Annotated in this window: 12 protein-coding genes; 6 read left to right on the top strand and 6 right to left on the bottom strand. The window is 44.5% G+C overall.

Annotation, left to right across the window (positions count from 1 at the left end; genetic code table 11):
• Positions 1 to 526 precede the first annotated feature (526 nt).
• Positions 527 to 1,324: a hypothetical protein gene (locus JT717_RS19770; RefSeq protein ID WP_205512762.1), complete on the bottom strand. Its 798-nt coding sequence runs from the start codon at positions 1,322 to 1,324 to the stop codon at positions 527 to 529.
• Between the two features lie 401 nt (positions 1,325 to 1,725).
• On the opposite strand from JT717_RS19770, the gene JT717_RS19765 reads away from it, so the two are divergent.
• Positions 1,726 to 2,547, top strand: coding sequence for a glutaminyl-peptide cyclotransferase (locus tag JT717_RS19765; protein WP_205512761.1), 822 nt, complete (start codon positions 1,726 to 1,728; stop codon positions 2,545 to 2,547).
• 198 nt (positions 2,548 to 2,745) lie between these two features.
• Here JT717_RS19765 and JT717_RS19760 read toward each other — a convergent pair whose 3' ends face one another.
• The 4 genes from JT717_RS19760 to JT717_RS19745 form a co-directional block, all read right to left on the bottom strand.
• A complete protein-coding gene (locus tag JT717_RS19760) occupies positions 2,746 to 3,645 on the bottom strand; it encodes a class I SAM-dependent methyltransferase (protein WP_205512760.1) in 900 nt (299 codons plus the stop codon).
• Positions 3,646 to 3,700: 55 nt separating this feature from the next.
• On the bottom strand, positions 3,701 to 4,378 hold the full coding sequence (locus JT717_RS19755) for a hypothetical protein (protein ID WP_205512759.1): 678 nt from the start codon (positions 4,376 to 4,378) through the stop codon (positions 3,701 to 3,703).
• 190 nt (positions 4,379 to 4,568) lie between these two features.
• Positions 4,569 to 6,236, bottom strand: a complete 1,668-nt coding sequence (locus JT717_RS19750; protein ID WP_205512758.1) for a TonB-dependent receptor — start codon at positions 6,234 to 6,236, stop codon at positions 4,569 to 4,571.
• Between the two features lie 175 nt (positions 6,237 to 6,411).
• A complete protein-coding gene (locus JT717_RS19745; RefSeq protein WP_205512757.1) occupies positions 6,412 to 9,438 on the bottom strand; it encodes a tetratricopeptide repeat protein in 3,027 nt (1,008 codons plus the stop codon).
• Positions 9,439 to 9,609: 171 nt separating this feature from the next.
• Here JT717_RS19745 and JT717_RS19740 point away from each other — a divergent pair, with 171 nt between their 5' ends.
• Entirely contained in the window at positions 9,610 to 10,017 is a 408-nt protein-coding gene (locus tag JT717_RS19740; protein ID WP_205512756.1) for a DoxX family protein, read from the top strand.
• A gap of 218 nt (positions 10,018 to 10,235) precedes the next feature.
• The gene (locus JT717_RS19735; RefSeq protein WP_205512755.1) at positions 10,236 to 10,646 is read left to right on the top strand and encodes an acyl-CoA thioesterase; all 411 of its coding nucleotides are present in this window, start codon (positions 10,236 to 10,238) and stop codon (positions 10,644 to 10,646) included.
• Positions 10,647 to 10,837: 191 nt separating this feature from the next.
• Here JT717_RS19735 and dacB read toward each other — a convergent pair whose 3' ends face one another.
• Positions 10,838 to 12,247 carry a D-alanyl-D-alanine carboxypeptidase/D-alanyl-D-alanine endopeptidase gene (gene dacB / locus JT717_RS19730; RefSeq protein ID WP_205512754.1) on the bottom strand — a complete coding sequence of 470 codons (1,410 nt, stop codon included), beginning with the start codon at positions 12,245 to 12,247 and terminating at the stop codon, positions 10,838 to 10,840.
• A 147-nt stretch (positions 12,248 to 12,394) separates the two neighbouring features.
• Here dacB and JT717_RS19725 point away from each other — a divergent pair, with 147 nt between their 5' ends.
• From JT717_RS19725 to JT717_RS19715, 3 genes are all read left to right on the top strand, one after another.
• Entirely contained in the window at positions 12,395 to 13,651 is a 1,257-nt protein-coding gene (locus JT717_RS19725; protein WP_205512753.1) for a CinA family nicotinamide mononucleotide deamidase-related protein, read from the top strand.
• Between the two features lie 240 nt (positions 13,652 to 13,891).
• A complete protein-coding gene (locus tag JT717_RS19720; protein WP_205512752.1) occupies positions 13,892 to 15,253 on the top strand; it encodes a dihydrolipoamide acetyltransferase family protein in 1,362 nt (453 codons plus the stop codon).
• Between the two features lie 277 nt (positions 15,254 to 15,530).
• Complete coding sequence (locus tag JT717_RS19715) at positions 15,531 to 16,247, top strand: hypothetical protein (protein ID WP_205512751.1); 717 nt, start codon at positions 15,531 to 15,533, stop codon at positions 16,245 to 16,247.
• The last annotated feature ends 120 nt before the right edge of the window (positions 16,248 to 16,367 follow it).

The raw sequence follows: 16,367 nt of genomic DNA, 5'->3' as shown, positions 1-16,367 counted from the left end.
TTAATGAAACTCCTATATCTTGCTTTTAAAGATCAATCTGTTGGATGGATCGGTCCCATACATGGATGGAAACAACTTTATGCACAATTAGCTATTATCTTTGAAGACAGGATTAATCAACCGTAAACCCCACTGACACAGTTTATTGAATAGACCCTCGTAAAACTAAATTAGAAGATCCAATAACCACATTGGCAATAAAAAGTCGCCTCGTAAGTTGAAGCGACCGCTGGGTAATGAATAACCACTTTAAGGCTTAGAAATTAATTACTGAACCGGCTAAAGTATTTTTGTCATTTCTTTTTTTTCTTAAGCTGCTCAATTTTTTGTCATTGAGCTTTCATTTGTTTTTATTGTTAGATGATGTACAATGTCAATTCTTGTTGCGTTTCAGTAAAAAAGCTGCAATAGGAGCAAGATCAGAACATAAGCCATTATAAATATTTAGTCAATGCTATCTAAGTTTAATTAACGATCGAATACGACTCTCATATGTCAGCACCAACTTAATAAAATTCGATAATCTTCATTTAATATTTCTACTTGGGGGAGTCAGCGCCTTTAAAGATTCTACTTCTCGCTTCAGCTTAATATTATCATTCAATACCTGATTCATTTTTTCTTCCAGCAACTTCAGCCTTTCATTTTGATCAATTGTATACAGCGTCAGTTCTTCTATCTTCTTTAATAAAATCACCTGGTGGCTTGCCAGGTTCAATCCGTCTTTTTTCACTTCCTTTTCCGAAGGCACATCCGGCAGATGATGATTTTTCTGAATGAAATTTTTAACCTCTTGCAAAGAGGGCAATTGATAAGCAGAGTCGAACACATAGTCGGCATATTGATATGCGTTTGCCACAAAATTATTTCCCTTTACATCGCCCTGTACATGAAGTTTATAAGCAGGGGAAGCAGTTCCTACTCCTACGTTGCCTCCGTTCGTTAAAACCATAGTTGCAGTTTCTGTACCTGTGGTTGAGCCTGATGACAAAATAATATTACCATACTCACGTAATTCCATTTTATTCTCTGCGCGCCGGAATAAAATGCGATGGTTATCATCAAGGCTTCTTATCTGCCCGTTATCCTCGAAAAAAAACTCCTTATCGCCACTTAACCGCAGATTTCCATTTACATGCAGCTTATCCGCTGGCAGGTTGATTCCCACCCCTACATTCCCGGGATTTTTAACATAGATCTGCGCAAATATACCTGTAGTCAAAAACACTGCTATTAAAGTAATTACTGCTGGTTTAAACATATTATTAAATTTGATTTTAGTCTGTTTTTGATTATTGGGAAAAGTAGAAAATGGCCACCTCACCTGCAGCAGAAAATGCTGGTTCCTGGCTCACATCGAAAAGATCAGGTGAGCAGCGCCGATGTAATTAATTCCAGATGAAAATATCCTGTTTCAAAAAAGATCGTCTAAACCGGGATAAAATAAAAAGTAATTAGGCTTTCTCATAATTCTGTTAGGGGTTGGTAAAAAATATAATGGTCAGGTCAGTAATTCTGACTGACAGACCAAAACTAAAAGATTTACCATCACGCGATCAATGTTTTTAATAGTCGTGTAGAATTGGCCAATAACCGCGCTGTTTATGCCAATATTCGTGTAAATAAACTACCTGTCCCCCCACCCCCCACAAATTCAAAAATTAATTATTCTTTAAGCTTTGCTTATCTTTCCGATCGTATTTTTGACAGCTTACGCCCTTTATTATGAATAGAAGACTTTTTGCAGCTACCACCATCTTTACCACGCTCATTGCCTGTAACGAGGCTGAGAACGGGAACACCGATGCCAACAACGTGTCAGCCACTGAGGCCATCCCCGCTATCCAATATGCGGTAGTGAATAAATACCCGCATGATACCGCCTATTTCACCGAAGGCCTGGAATTTTATAAAGGGCAACTGTTCGAAAGCTCCGGCGGTAATGCCGATGAAAGCCCCTACCCCTCTGAACTGGGTATCAGCGACCTGAAAACCGGGAAAGTAACCACCAAAGTGCAACTGGATAAAACGAAATATTTTGGCGAGGGCATCACTTTCTTCAACGATAAACTGTATCAGCTTACCTGGACCAGCCAGGTTGGGTTTGTATATGATGCCAATACTTTTAAAAAGATCGGGGAATTTAAACTTCCTTCCAAGGAAGGCTGGGGCTTAACCCACGATTCAACCCACCTCATCATGAGCGATGGTACCAGTAACCTGTACTACCTGACGCCCGATTCGCTGAAATTACAGAACATCCTCCGGGTAACCGATAACAATGGCCCCGTAGCTAATATCAACGAGCTGGAATATATCAACGGATTTATCTACGCCAATCAATGGGAAACAAGCTATATCCTGAAGATCGACCCGGCCACCGGTAAAGTGACCGGCCGCATTAATCTCGAAAACCTGCAGAAAGAAGCTTCCGCCCTGCGGCCCGGCGCTGATGTGTTAAATGGGATCGCTTATAATCCTGAAACCGGTCAGGTGCTTGTTACCGGTAAAAGATGGCCGTATATTTATGAGATAAAGATCCAGTAACATAGGTTGGCTTATAATTCATTCCCAACATTGCTGATCTGGCATAGCGTTACAGGTTACATGTTCCAGGGCAGGGCTTATAGGATGCCCAAAAAATGTTTTGGATCTAAGTATTAGGACCCGGCGACCGGCAACCGGTAACAATTCAACCTGTTCCCCTGTAACCTGAAACCTGTAACCTGAAACCTGTAACTCTTCTTACTTCCCGATCACATAAATTAACGAACTACATTGTTCTTTGTGGAATAACGTATTGAGGTTAGAGATGGAGCCCATGATCCCTCCTTTCAGGATACTGTCTTTACCAGTGCGGTATTTCTCGCTCAGCATGCTCACATAAAAGCTGTCGAACCACATGGGTTTTACAGCCCTGAGTTTCAGTCCATGTTTCTCCACGAGTAAGCGCATGGATTCTGGTGAAAAATGATACAAATGGCGGGGCACATCATAGGCAGCCCAATGTTCCTTGTATTTGCCGGCGTCATAACTGGTATAGTTGGGAACAGCAACGAAAAGGGTTCCCTGTGGGCGCAACAATTGTTTCAGCCGCTCCATGTATTCATTCAACAAATGCACATGCTCCAGCACATGCCACATGGTAATGATATCGAAATCTCCAAAGGAATCGTCGAAGAATTTATCGGGTGGGTATACGTATAATCCGTATTGCTTTACGGCATTATCCCGGGCCGTGTCACTGGGTTCAACCCCTTCTACCAGCCAGCCATGCTGCCGCATATGATCCATAAACGCGCCAATACCGCAACCAACATCCAGCAGGCGGGGCATGCTTTCGGCATTGGTGTACGATTGTACCAGTTTCCTTTTATTTTTCAAACTACGTTCGCGCACGCTGAGGTATAATCTGTTGACCAGTCCTTTGCTGGTATTGCTATGTGATATATAGTCTTCCGACTGATAGTAAGCGGCTATATCATCCTGTTGGGGTGCATTCTGGGTGAATCGCATGGTACAACGGCTACACTCCCATATCTCGAACATTTTCTGCGATACCGTATGATCCTTTGATGCCAGTACACGACGGATCTCAGATGAATCGCATACAGGGCATGTGGTATAATGTATAGGTGATGACATCAGGTATTTATGACCTGCAAAGAAAAGAAAAATCAGTTTGTTTGAAAGAAAAATATCAGGGCGCAGCCTGTATCGGCTGCTGATTCCCTGCAGCTGATGTAACCAATCCATCTCTATACACCCGCAGGCCGATCACCGTCAGCGCCAGCGCAGCCAGGATCAGGGCAAAGATCCACCAGCCTTTTTTCTTGGGCGGCTCTTCATACAGTTCCGGCGCCTGCTCTTCACCTGCGATTACATTATTTTCCAGTGCTCCCGGTTCAGCCGTATCAGTATTGACGATCTTCCGGGTCACTTCCTGGTCACCCACCAGCATGGTATGCTGCGTGTGAGTATGAATAACGCGATTGGCCGGCGTAGATTCCTGCAAACTGGGAATTCGTCCAGCCGCTTCAAATATTATTTCTCCTGAAATATCTTTTTTAAGGGTTCCGATGCCATCCCACTCAACTACCTGTCCCTCACGGATCTTGCTGCGCAGCTCATACGCCCATTCATTATACCATTTAATGGCTTCATAATCGGCAATATTTTGCTGTTTTGCCAGATAGGTAAAAAAATCTTTATCCGGCGCATCGAAATATTTATCAAAACGGAAATGGTAATCAGGAGGCAGTATACGACGGTTCACAAAATCAGTCTGCGCCGGAATACGCTCAATATACATTGAACCCAACCCCGGGATACTGATGCTCTTATGTTGAAGCAGATAACTTACCAGCACATTGTTCATATGATTCCGTTGTTTACGCTGCAAAAAACAAAAATTTTCTGGTTTTGAGCACATTTACCTCCTAAAACCTTTATCCACCTATGGCAAACAGGCAATCAGCAACAAGCCATTGGCAAGGGTGCGGATAATGCAAAAGCCCGACTATCGGCGGGCTTTGCTAATTGCTTATTGTCAATTGATTATTGACTTCCTATTTCGTATTAAACGAATAAGTTATACCTCCCAGAATACTGAAACCAAACACCTCGTACTGGTTCCAGCGCTGGTACCTGTCATTTAACAAATTATTAAGTTGAACCCACAAATTAAAGTTCCTGGTGATCCTGAACTCAGCGCCTGCATTCAGGTCGAATGCATTATCACCTTTATAACTGTCGCCATTCTTCGACAGGTATTTGGGCTTGGTCCAGGTCCACAACTCGCTGTAAAAGAACAGGTCTTTCAGCAACTGCCAGCGTATGGCTGCATTGAGCTCTATCGGGATCAATCCATAAGGATCTGCCTCCCGCTCCTGCTTATAGTAATTATTCCAGGTCAACCCGCCACTGGCAGTGAACTTTTCACCAACGGTATAAGCGATCTCACTGTGCAAACGCAGGTTATTCATCTTGGGCTCATAACGAATATTGAAGGTATTGCCGTAAAGTGTGTCATTTACAAATAATGGCATATTATGATAGGTCGCTAAACCCAATTTAGCTGAATAGGTAAAATGATCGCCCAAAGAACCTTTGATGCCACCATACATTTCGATGGTGCGCGTATTCAGCAGCGAATCGGGTTGCGCCAGCCAGGGATTGATGGAGGCAAAACGCTGATAAGAACCCTTGCTGTAAGAACCTACCCAACCCAATTGCAGGGTTAACTGTTTGTCGTTGGTGGTAATGTCGGCCATAACATTGGGCAACATGTGGAATTTCTTCTGATCCCAGGAAGGCAGGATCCCCGCATGCAGGTACAGGTTACCGGTCTTCACCGATACGGCTGTGGCAATCTGGTACAAGTTATTCTGAATACTTTTTTTATCGGTCTTCAGGTTGTCGTTCTTGTAATTGGTAAGGTCTGCGGTAGCGCCAATATTAAAGGCGAATTTTTCACTGTCGCCAAAGGTCTTTTCCAGCGGCAGGTTCAGCACCGTGTTGGTCTCTGTAGCTTTATTGCCAAAAGTGGTTCCGTTAAATCCACTCACCCGGATGCTCGGATGGAAATTCAGGCCAAATTCAGTAGGAGCAATATTTCTGAAATCGATCTTTCCTTCAATGGTTTGAAACTTTTGCTTCAGATCGTCTTTAGTGAATACCTCAGCCAGGGAATCTGGTTTGAACCCGTATAAATAGTAATCGTCGCTGCGGAAGCCCAGGCTTCCATTCCATTCGAGGTTCTTCGACGTTTTATAGGTAGCGGCGGCGCCTACACTGGTCTGACTGTTCTTTTGAAATGGCAGTTCTCCTTTCGACGTATAATGATTGCCAAAAATATTAAAGAAAGTTTTCTGGCCATCCCCAAAGCTGAATCCCGCTTTTATAAAGGGCTGATGAATATTACCGATACCCGCTTTTATGTAATTGCTGTTAACCCAATCGTTCACCGAATCGGCTTTTAACGCCACCGGATGAACGCCGGCAGGCTGATAGGTGAAAAACAGGTTCTGTGCAGGGATATTATAATTAAGCCGGGGTTTGGTAGTATCTACCGCCGGCTCTGTTGCATTGAAATTGATCTTTGACGCCTCCCGTAATACCGGTTTAAATGTAGAGGTTACATCAATGGTCTTTCCCTTGGGTTCCTGGGCAATTACCGTAGTGCCCAATAAGCAACCACTGATAAGAAAAACTGTTGTTCTGAATTGTTTATTCATCTGAAAAACGATGTTCGTGAATTGTCAATGGTGTATGCCGAATGGTCAATGGTCAATGATGAATAGCTCACGAATTTCATTGCTTCCTCATAAGCCAATAACCTATTAACTTAATAACTTAAGAACTATATAACTTATTAACTGGCAAACTGTGTTAACCCGTCAACTCGTTCAACTATCCTCCCACCTTACTGTTCTTCCGCTCCTCATCCTGGGTTTGCTTAAGCTTACGTTCTGCTTCCTGGCGAAGGTCTTCCAGTTTGGCATTGTCCACAATACTTTGGAAAGTAGCCTTTGCATTGAAATAATCCTTCTGCTTCAGGTACACATCGCCTAACAAAAGATAGGCTTTGGTTACCCATACTTCGTATGAACCCGATTTATTCACTACTTCAAAGGCTGCTTTCTCTGCATCGGCCAGCCGGTCCTGTACGAAAAAGCAATTGGCAATTTCATACCGGGCTTCTGCTCCATAGGCTGATTTATTCAGGGACACTACCTGCCGGTAATAACTGATCGCCTGATCGCATTGGTTGGAGGTCTGGAAGGATTTCGCAATGGCCATATTGGCAATCACCTTATCGTCGGAACCAATACCTTTCTGGCTCAACAGGTCTTTCGCATTCGTAACCGCATCGGTCCATTTTTGCAACTGGAACTGGCTGCGCAGCAAGCCACGCATGGCTTCCAGTTTGTTTTCCTGGGAGCCGGCAAACTCTTTCAGCCTGGTAAAATACTTCTCCGACTTTTCATAATTCTTCAGTTCAAAGAAGTTGAGGCGGGCAGCATTCAGCAATGCTTTTTCACCAAATTTGTTAGGCACCAGCTCAGATAATTTTTCATATCCTTCTGCTGCTTTCGTCCAGTCTTTCTGATTATAATAAATTTCGCTTTTGTAGTATAATGCTTCCATGGCGAATTTGCCATCCGGGAAACGGGTAAGATATTCCTCAAATTTCTTGGCGGCGCCGGGGAAATTACCATTATTGAATTGCACTTCGGCCTGTTGATACATCAGCTCATCTTCCTGGTTATTGGTAATTTCTTTACCCATGGAGCGCGCAAATGTTATGTATTCGCTGGTCTTTCCCTGCTCCACATAAATAAGGCGGGCGTTCTCCAATGCGGCTTCCGCTTCGGGTGAGTTGGGGAACTGCTGCAATACATTGGTATACTGTTTCAGCGCTTCATTATCATTATTCAGGTTGTAATAAGCGATACCCATTTTAAGATAGGCCTTTGGCTTGAGGGAAGGAACCGGATCGCTGACCACATTCTTCAAATATGGAATGGCTTCGCGGAACTGCTCACCCGCAATATAGGTCATGGCAATTTCCATATTGGCATCGGCCAGCAGGTTCGATTGCGGATAACGGCGGGCAATGGTGGCAAGCAGGTTGATCTTTTCTTTTTCATTATTGACCCCGGTGATCATGGCCTTTTGGAAGGTAGCATAGTCGCCCGCAGCCCATGAATAACCGATCACTTTATCATACATGGCCATCGCTTTTTTGAAATCGCGGTTCATATAATAACAATCGGCACTCCGCACATAAGCGTCCTGCTCAAGGGGATTGGCATTTATTTTCGGGTTGGTAACCACTTTTTCAAAATAACCAAGCGCCTGGTTATAATTCTCTCTTTTCAAAAAGCAATAGCCCAGGTTGTAATAGGCGTTGGTGCGATTTATTTCTATATACGAGACCGGGCGTTTCAGGTATTCAAAATAATACCGGATGGCATCATCCAGTTTATTCAGCCGGTAAGAAATTTCGCCACGCCAGAAATGGATCTGGGGTAATACACCCGTATTGTTGGCGTCTGATTCTGCCTTGGTGAGCAGCTCATTGGCAGTCACCAGCATTCCATCATTGATCAATTCAGTGGCCCGGCCGTACAATACTACCGGGTACAGTTTCCTGGCATTGGAAGATGGATTCTTCACCGATTCTATCAGTGCCAGGGCATCTTTATAGTTATTGGTGCTGGCCAGCATATTTACCAGCAGTTCTTTTGCTTCGTTGTTGTATTCCGATTGCGGGTACTTGGTCAGGAACTCCTGTAATTCAGAAAGGGCCACATCCTGGTAACCGAGCTCGTATGATAATTTCGCATAATTGAACTGAGAAACCTCCTGTTGTTTTTGATTGCTGCTGTTGCGTGCCCCCAGTTGAAAGGCATTGCGGGCATTGGCTTTCTGCCCGGTTTTTAAATAGGCATCGCCCAGCAGGTACATGGCGTTCTGCGCCAGCGAATCTTCCTTGCCGCTGATCTGTTTAAATCCTTCTATCGCTTTGTTCCAGTTCTTTGCTTCATAATAGCTGTAAGAAAGCTCGTAGATATCTTCCCGTTTTACGCTATCCGCTTTCTTAACGTAGGTCTCCAGGTATGGCAGGGCTTTATCGAACTGTCTTTTTTCAAAATACGCATGGCCTACCATCTGGCGCATCTGCGTATCGTAATAGAGGTTGCCTCTTTTGAGTTTTGCCTCGGCATATTCCAGCGCTTTTTCTTTTTGGCCCAGTGAATAATAAATACCGGCGATATAAAAAGGAACTACTTTGCCATAATTGGGATGGTCTTCTACCACTGTAAAGGCGGCCAGTGCGTCTTTATAATTCTTTTCATAAAAACAAATAAAGCCATAATAGTAATTGGCATCGGCATAATTGGGGTCATCCTTCATTTGCCGGATGGCATTGAACATCGGTTTGGCCTTGTCGAACTGTTTGGAAACAAAATAACCATAACCGAGATGGAACTTCATATCGCCGATCTCGCGGTTGCTCAGGTTACCGATCTTAACGGTTTCATATAAAGAAGCTGCCTGGGCATAATCACCCTGCCGGAAATAATATTCCGCCAGGTGAAAGCTCATCATTTGCACCCGGGCGGCATTGTCTTCGAGCTCAATGAATTTACGGGCATTCAATACGGCGCCTTCTTCATCCTGTTTGAGTGCGCAGACCGTGCTGTAATATTTTATTTCCTGGTACGTTATAGCCTGGTCACTACGGTCGGCGGATGTTTGTTGTAATTGCAGGTCTTTTAATAATGGATATGCCAGACTGTATTGCTCCCGTTGATAATATTCTTTTGCTTGTTTGAAAGTGGCCTGGGGATCAGTGATTACACGGGTTTGCTGGGCATAGGAAAAATGAAAAAGACCTAAGAGGGTTATGAAGGCTGTCGTTTGTTTCATTCCAGTGTCCTTAAGGTGATAGGTAAAACTTCGTAAAGGTTCTAAATATTTACCCTTTAACCAAACATCGTTCCAAACAGATGTGGATAAGTGCCAGGATTAACAAATCTTTTTAATACTAAATGTGAAAAATAAATACCCGTATTTTTGACCCACCTTAAAAACGAACTCATGAAAAGACTATTGAGCACCGCCTGTTCCGAAACCGCTTTTAATATCGCCGTGTTATTATTACGGGTCACTTTTGGTCTCTTGCTCCTCGTAAATCATGGAATTGACAAGCTGAAACATTTTGCTGAAAGACAAAACAGCTTTCCCGACCCCTTTCATATCGGGCACATGCCATCTCTGATGCTGGTATTGTTTGCAGAAGTATTCTGTGCTGTATTTGTAATCCTCGGCCTTTTTACCCGCATCATGACGATCCCTATTGTGATCACATTTTTAGTGGCCGTTTTCATGATCCACAAAGGGTTCCGGGGCGATAATGAAGTGGCAGTACTGTATCTCGCCGGATTTTTCAGCACCTTATTAATGGGTCCTGGCAAGTATAGCATCGATGGTGCTATGGGTAAATAGGTGAACGGTGAATGGTCAGTGGTGAATGATATCCGTATTCCGGAACCCGCCACTGATCACTCACAACCCGCTGTTCATGTTAACCCAACATTTGCTATCTTTCAATATTTTTTATTTAACATTAAATTAGTCGGGGTCATTCGAAAACCGCATTATGCAAACAGCTATTCATTTCAAATTGGATTAGCTATTGACCATTGACCCATTCACCATTGACCATGTTCATTTCAGAGACACAGATCCGTGTTCGTTATGCCGAAACCGACCAGATGAATGTAGTGTACTACGGCAACTATGCCCAGTATTTCGAAGTAGGTCGCGCCGAATCTATCCGCCAGTTGGGTTTTACATATAAAGACATGGAAGCCATGGGCGTCATTATGCCGGTTGTTGAATTGCATTGCCGCTATTTACGCACGGCCCATTACGACGACCTGCTGACCATTAAGACCACCCTGAAAGAATTACCAACCGATCATAAGATCGAATTTCACCAGGAAGTATTTAACGAAAATAAAAAACTGCTGACCGTAGGGCGGGTCGTACTGTTCTTCGTTACGGCCAGTGGCATGCAAAAAACGACCATGCCTGCACAGTTGTACGACAAACTGAAACCCTTCTTTAAATGATTTCTGATTTCGTGATTTCTGATTTCGCGATTTCTGATTTCGCGATTTCTGATTTCGTGATTTCTGATTTCGCGATTTCTGATTTCGTGATTTCGCGATTTTGAGATTTGCCCAAATTTGAACTTTCTGATAAAGCTCAAAATCCCAAAATCTCTAAATGTCTAAATCCCAAAATCTCCAAATCTCTTACCCTATTTCAATAGATCCAAAACAGCATACATCTTTTTCACAACATCCCCCGCCGATCCTTCATAATTATTTACAATGATCGAGAATACATACTGCTTTCCGTCTTTTGCCGTATGATAACCGGCAAAGGCCCTCGCACCGCCGATGGAGCCGCTTTTCATTTTCATTCCATTGTATTCGGGCAGCGCATTATAGAACGCATTGAACCAGGGCCGTGTTCTTGCATATTGCAGGACCTTCACCTCCGCGTGGGTGGTTACCCGGTTCTGGGGCGATAGCCCGCTGCCATCGATGATATTGATAGCGCCTTTCTCAATGCCATTGCCTGCCCAGAAATTGCGCACCAGCTCAACGCCTTTTTCCGTACTGCCCAAACCGCTTTTTTCCCAGGCGATGGTCTTTATCAATGCTTCGCCATAAAGATTGATGCTCTTGCGTAAAAACCAGAAATTGATATTTTCCAGGGGTGGCGACAATAGCGTCGTCAATTCCTTTTGCATCACCGGCCAATGTTCTTTGTTCGCCTTGCTTTGCGAATATATTTTGAACTTGCCCGTGACGGCAATATGTTCTTTATTAAATAATTGTTCCAGCTCATGCGAAAACTGCAGGGGCGCATTGGGGAAAGCCCCGGAAATAACAAAGGATTCGTTGCCCGCGGGAACCGTACCTTCCGTAAAACCGATGATTGAATAAGGTGGCAAATAAATAAAGCCATTGTCGCCACTGCCCCTTTTACCAGTGGTAATATAGTTATTGAGCACATACGCCTGCAATTCGGGGATCGTCTTTACGATCCTGGTACTGTCCCCTTCTTTCTTCCCGGGCGCCAGATGCAGGTCATACTGGTTCTCGTGCCAGTTGATGGCCCAGCTTCCTGCCCCATAATAATTGCCAATATCATCCCAGATCCAGCCGCCGGGCAGCGGTTGTACCGAAAATGCCGAATCGTTCAGCAACACATGACCTGTAATGCGGGTTATATGATGCTGCTGCAGCGCTGCTATTATTTTTTTGAAGACCACCTCTTCCTTGGTGTCCGCCCAGCGCCAGCTTCCCAATGTAGGGTCTCCATAACCGTTAATATGCAGGTTCCCGTGTAATACCCCTTGCTCAATACGGCCATCATAGCCAATGAGCGTTTTATAGCGGTAATCGGCGCCCAGTAAGTCAAAGGCAGCTACACTGGTGAGCAGTTTCTGGGTACTGGCCGGCGCCAAACCCATTTGCGCATGGTGCTCATACACCGGTTTACCGCTTACTGCATCGGCCACATATACACTGACAATACCATATTGTACCTGGGGGTCGGCCTCCAGTTTTTTTACTGCGTTAGAAAGTCTGGTGGCTATATTTTGCGCCACACTCGTTTGTGCGGCTATAAATAACAAGACAAAGATCAGTCTGTTCATGGGTTACAAGTTACAGGTTTCAGGTTTCAAGGTACCACAAACTTTATTTATGGTTAAAGTAAAACTGTTTTCTGCATGTAAGCTGGAACCTGCAACCCGGAACTGATTCTTTATTTGCATTAGCACTTTATTTCTACTTTTGTTGTTATGGAAAAAATTATCGCTTCCATAATAACCATTGGCGATGAACTGCTCATTGGCCAGGTAATCGATACCAACAGCGCTTTCATTTCGCAGGAATTGAACAAGGCTGGCGTATGGGTGAAAAGAAGAGTGGCCGTTGGGGATAATAAAGAAGAGATCATTCGCGCACTCAATGAAGAAAGCCGCGATGCCCATATCATTATCATCACCGGCGGCCTCGGCCCCACGGCTGATGATATTACCAAGCCGGTATTGTGTGACTATTTCGGTGGAAAAATGGTCGTCAATGAAGAAGTGCGTAAACACCTCATCTATCTTTTTGAACAGGTTTTCCGCCGCCCGATCATTGAACGCAACCTGAAACAGGCGGAAGTGCCCGATGTTTGTACGGTGCTGCCCAATGCCCGCGGCACTGCGCCCGGCATGTGGTTTGAAAAAGATGGTAAAGTATTTGTTTCTCTGCCGGGTGTGCCGCATGAAATGAAGGGACTGATGATCACCGAAGTGTTGCCACGCCTGCAGCAGGCCTTTGCGATGCCATTCATAACGCACAGAACCCTGCTTACGGTTGGCATGGGCGAATCGTTCATTGCAGAACGCATAAAAAACTGGGAAGAACAATTGCCGCAACACCTGAAGCTGGCCTATCTGCCTAACTATGGAATGGTACGGTTGCGCATCACCGGGTGGGGCACCGATAAGGGGCTCCTCGAAAAAGAGCTGGATATGCAATTTGCCCGGCTGAAAGTACTGGTTCAGGAATGGCTGGTTACCGATCAGGATGAAAGCCTGCCCATGGTGCTCAGTAAATTGTTAAGGTCGGTGAACAAGACCATGGCCACCGCCGAAAGCTGTACCGGCGGTTATATGGCCCACCTTATAACAGCTATTCCCGGGGCAAGCAACATATATAAAGGGAGTATCATAAGTTACGATAATGAAATAAAGATCTCGGCATTGAATGTTTCACCGGCTACCCTGCAAAAAGCGGGTGCCGTGAGTGAAGAAGTGGTGAAGGAAATGGCTGCCGGCGCCCTGGCCAAACTGAATACCGATTATGCAGTGGCCGTTTCGGGTATTATGGGGCCAGATGGCGGTTCCGCTGAAAAACCAGTCGGTACCGTATGGGTGGCTGCCGGTGACCGCAATAAGCTGGTGACGCATAAATTCCAGTTCCGATTCGACCGTGACCGGAATATTGAAATGACGGCCATGCAGGCATTGAATCTTTTGCGGAAATTTATTGCTGACAATGCATAAGCAAACAGTTGTTAGTATAAATCATTACCTTTGGCCCTCCCGATACCTGGGACTTAGCTCCTGGTTGCTCATGTACAGTTGAAAGTTCGGGGTGCCAGGTTTTGGATTTTTGGTGTTGCGATCTGCGTATTAATTAATAAGTTCGCAGCTTCAGCGCTTGATCCGGCCTATTGAAATTTAAAAAAGCGAAAATCATAAACCTTCCCGCCCGCTGCGGGAAATAAAAATCTGCAATTGCATATGGCTCTAGTTGACCTGGTGATGCCTAAAATGGGTGAAAGTATTATGGAAGCCACTATTTTGAAGTGGTATAAACATCCCGGAGAAACAGTGAAGATGGATGAGGCGGTACTTGAAATTGCCACCGATAAGGTGGACAGTGAAGTTCCCTCCATTGCTGAAGGTGTTATTGAAGAAACTTTTTTCAATGTAAATGATGTAGTACCGGTAGGTACCGTGATAGCGCGCATCCGGTCAAATGCAGCAGAACCAGCTTCTACCAATACACCCACGGTAACCAGTCCGGCCGCGGAAGTAGCCGAGAACCGGCCGCTGGCGCACGACATGAACCATAAACCGGTCAGCAGCGAGTCGTTCAATCATCAGCCGCCGGCGCAGAATGGTTCGCGTTTCTATTCCCCCCTGGTATTGAATATTGCTACCAGCGAAGGCGTAAGCCTCAGCGAGCTGGAAAGTATTCCCGGTACGGGAAATGAGGGCCGGGTCACCAAGAAAGATATTTTGCAATACGTGGCCAATAAAAAAGCCGGCAAACAGGGGGGAACCGCTGTTGCCAGCCCTGTTCAGAAAGCGCCTGAGTCAACACCTACCATTCTGCCCCAGGTACAACAGGTACCGCAGGAACCGGAACGCCACATCCAGACCTATAGCGGTAATGTTGAGATCATTGAGATGGATCGCATGCGCAAGCTGATCTCGGAACATATGATCCGCAGCAAACAGACCAGTGCGCACGTAACCAGCTTTACCGAAGCCGATGTAACCAATATGGTACACTGGCGCGACAAGGTTAAGAAAGAATTCGAAAAACAGGAAGGCGAAAAGCTCACCTTTACGCCTTTGTTCATAGAAGCTATCATCCGCTGCATTAAAAAATACCCCTGGTTGAACAGCAGTATAGATGGCGACAAACTGATCGTAAAGAAGGACATCAATATTGGTATGGCCACTGCCCTGCCAACTGGTAATCTTATTGTACCGGTCATTCGCAATGCCGATCAGCTGAACCTGGTAGGTTTAACCCGCCAGGTGAATTCATTGTCGAACGCAGCCCGTAATAACCGGCTGCGGCCCGATGATACGCAAGGCGGCACTTTTACCCTCACCAATGTGGGTACCTTTGGCAGCTTAATGGGTACGCCGATCATCAATCAGCCGCAGGTAGCCATCCTGGCCACGGGGGTTATTAAGAAAAGACCGGTAGTGATAGAGACCGAGCAAGGTGATTTTATTGCCATCCGCCACATGATGTACCTGTCATTGTCATATGATCATCGCATCATCGATGGTGCATTAGGTTCTACCTTCCTAAATGCAGTGGCCAAAGAGCTGGAAAACTTCTCAGTAGAGCGAAAGTTATAAATTGCTTTTACATAAGTTAATAACCGGTAACCCTGACATGATCGTCAGGGTTATTTTTTACATACTATTCTTCAAAGAGCTTCGTTTACAATTAAAGCGCCCAATTGTTCAATGCCGGCCTCCTGAACATCATGGGGCATATGCCCGGTTTTAACTATAAATAGTTAAACCATCACTTCCTGGCATGGTCTTTTTTTTGTAAATTGATAGTAGTACCATTAGAACCTTGCCTGCAGTGCCAGCACAATTCTACATTCTAAACTTAAAACGTAATCGAATGAAAACGCTTTCAGAAACCTGGTTTGCCGAAGGCTATATTGATTTCGAACTAAAGAAATATACGCTGCTCGCCTATCTGCAACAGGTGACCAAATACTTCAATGAATCAAAACTGTACCCGCAATTATCTGATGTTATCTTTCATTATAATAATCTGCAGGCATTAAAAGAGAATAAGAAATTCTTACAGGAACAATTTCCTAAAAAATTAACAGGTATTCAAATTGAAAAACTGCAATTGTTATACGAGCAGATCATTGAAGATGATGAACTGATGCAGGAGCTGGAAGATATAATCAACTATTCGGCAGATAAGCTGAAAACAACCATCGGCAATGGGACCGAGATCTATGAATTCGTTGAAGACAAGCTGAACATCTTTCCGGTTGGATTGGTACCGCTCGATACGAATGAGGGCTATTTCTTTTTAAGTGAAGGTTCCCATCGCATAACGATGGTATATCAATACCGGCTGAGCTTTTTTGAGAAGCATGATGAAAAATACCGGGCTATCAGAACGGAATACGTAAATGAATGGGAACGTAATATTGTAAACACTTACGAGAACATCAAGGCCGAACTCTTACGCAATAAACGCGAACTGCCTAACCCGGCGGTGTATTCAATAGAGACAGAGTTAACCTTTCCTGTTTCCGAAACCCTGTTACCGGTAGCAAAGCGGAGTTTGGTGAGATACATTTCCAAGGCAGCGTAAGAATGATTTCTGATTTTGAGATTTTGAGATTTTGAGATTTTGAGATTTTGAGATTTTGAGATTTTGAGATTTTGAGATTTCTCCGGATTGAACCATCCGATAAACCGCCCAATCCCGAAA

Source organism: Longitalea arenae (assembly GCF_016924755.1).
Classification (GTDB): Bacteria; Bacteroidota; Bacteroidia; order Chitinophagales; family Chitinophagaceae; genus Niastella; species Niastella arenae.
The sequence above is the reverse complement of the archived record's forward strand: the minus strand, read 5'-3'. Positions and strand labels throughout refer to the sequence as shown.

Bases quoted from the DNA above. Each gene is read 5' to 3' on its own strand.
- JT717_RS19760 (WP_205512760.1), bottom strand. From the start codon at position 3,645: ATGTCATCACCTATACATTATACCACATGCCCTGTATGCGATTCATCT.
- dacB (WP_205512754.1), bottom strand. From the start codon at position 12,247: ATGAACAGACTGATCTTTGTCTTGTTATTTATAGCCGCACAAACGAGT.
- JT717_RS19715 (WP_205512751.1), top strand. From the start codon at position 15,531: ATGAAAACGCTTTCAGAAACCTGGTTTGCCGAAGGCTATATTGATTTC.
- JT717_RS19755 (WP_205512759.1), bottom strand. From the start codon at position 4,378: ATGAACAATGTGCTGGTAAGTTATCTGCTTCAACATAAGAGCATCAGT.
- JT717_RS19725 (WP_205512753.1), top strand. From the start codon at position 12,395: ATGGAAAAAATTATCGCTTCCATAATAACCATTGGCGATGAACTGCTC.
- JT717_RS19740 (WP_205512756.1), top strand. From the start codon at position 9,610: ATGAAAAGACTATTGAGCACCGCCTGTTCCGAAACCGCTTTTAATATC.
- JT717_RS19750 (WP_205512758.1), bottom strand. From the start codon at position 6,236: ATGAATAAACAATTCAGAACAACAGTTTTTCTTATCAGTGGTTGCTTA.
- JT717_RS19745 (WP_205512757.1), bottom strand. From the start codon at position 9,438: ATGAAACAAACGACAGCCTTCATAACCCTCTTAGGTCTTTTTCATTTT.
- JT717_RS19735 (WP_205512755.1), top strand. From the start codon at position 10,236: ATGTTCATTTCAGAGACACAGATCCGTGTTCGTTATGCCGAAACCGAC.
- JT717_RS19765 (WP_205512761.1), top strand. From the start codon at position 1,726: ATGAATAGAAGACTTTTTGCAGCTACCACCATCTTTACCACGCTCATT.
- JT717_RS19720 (WP_205512752.1), top strand. From the start codon at position 13,892: ATGGCTCTAGTTGACCTGGTGATGCCTAAAATGGGTGAAAGTATTATG.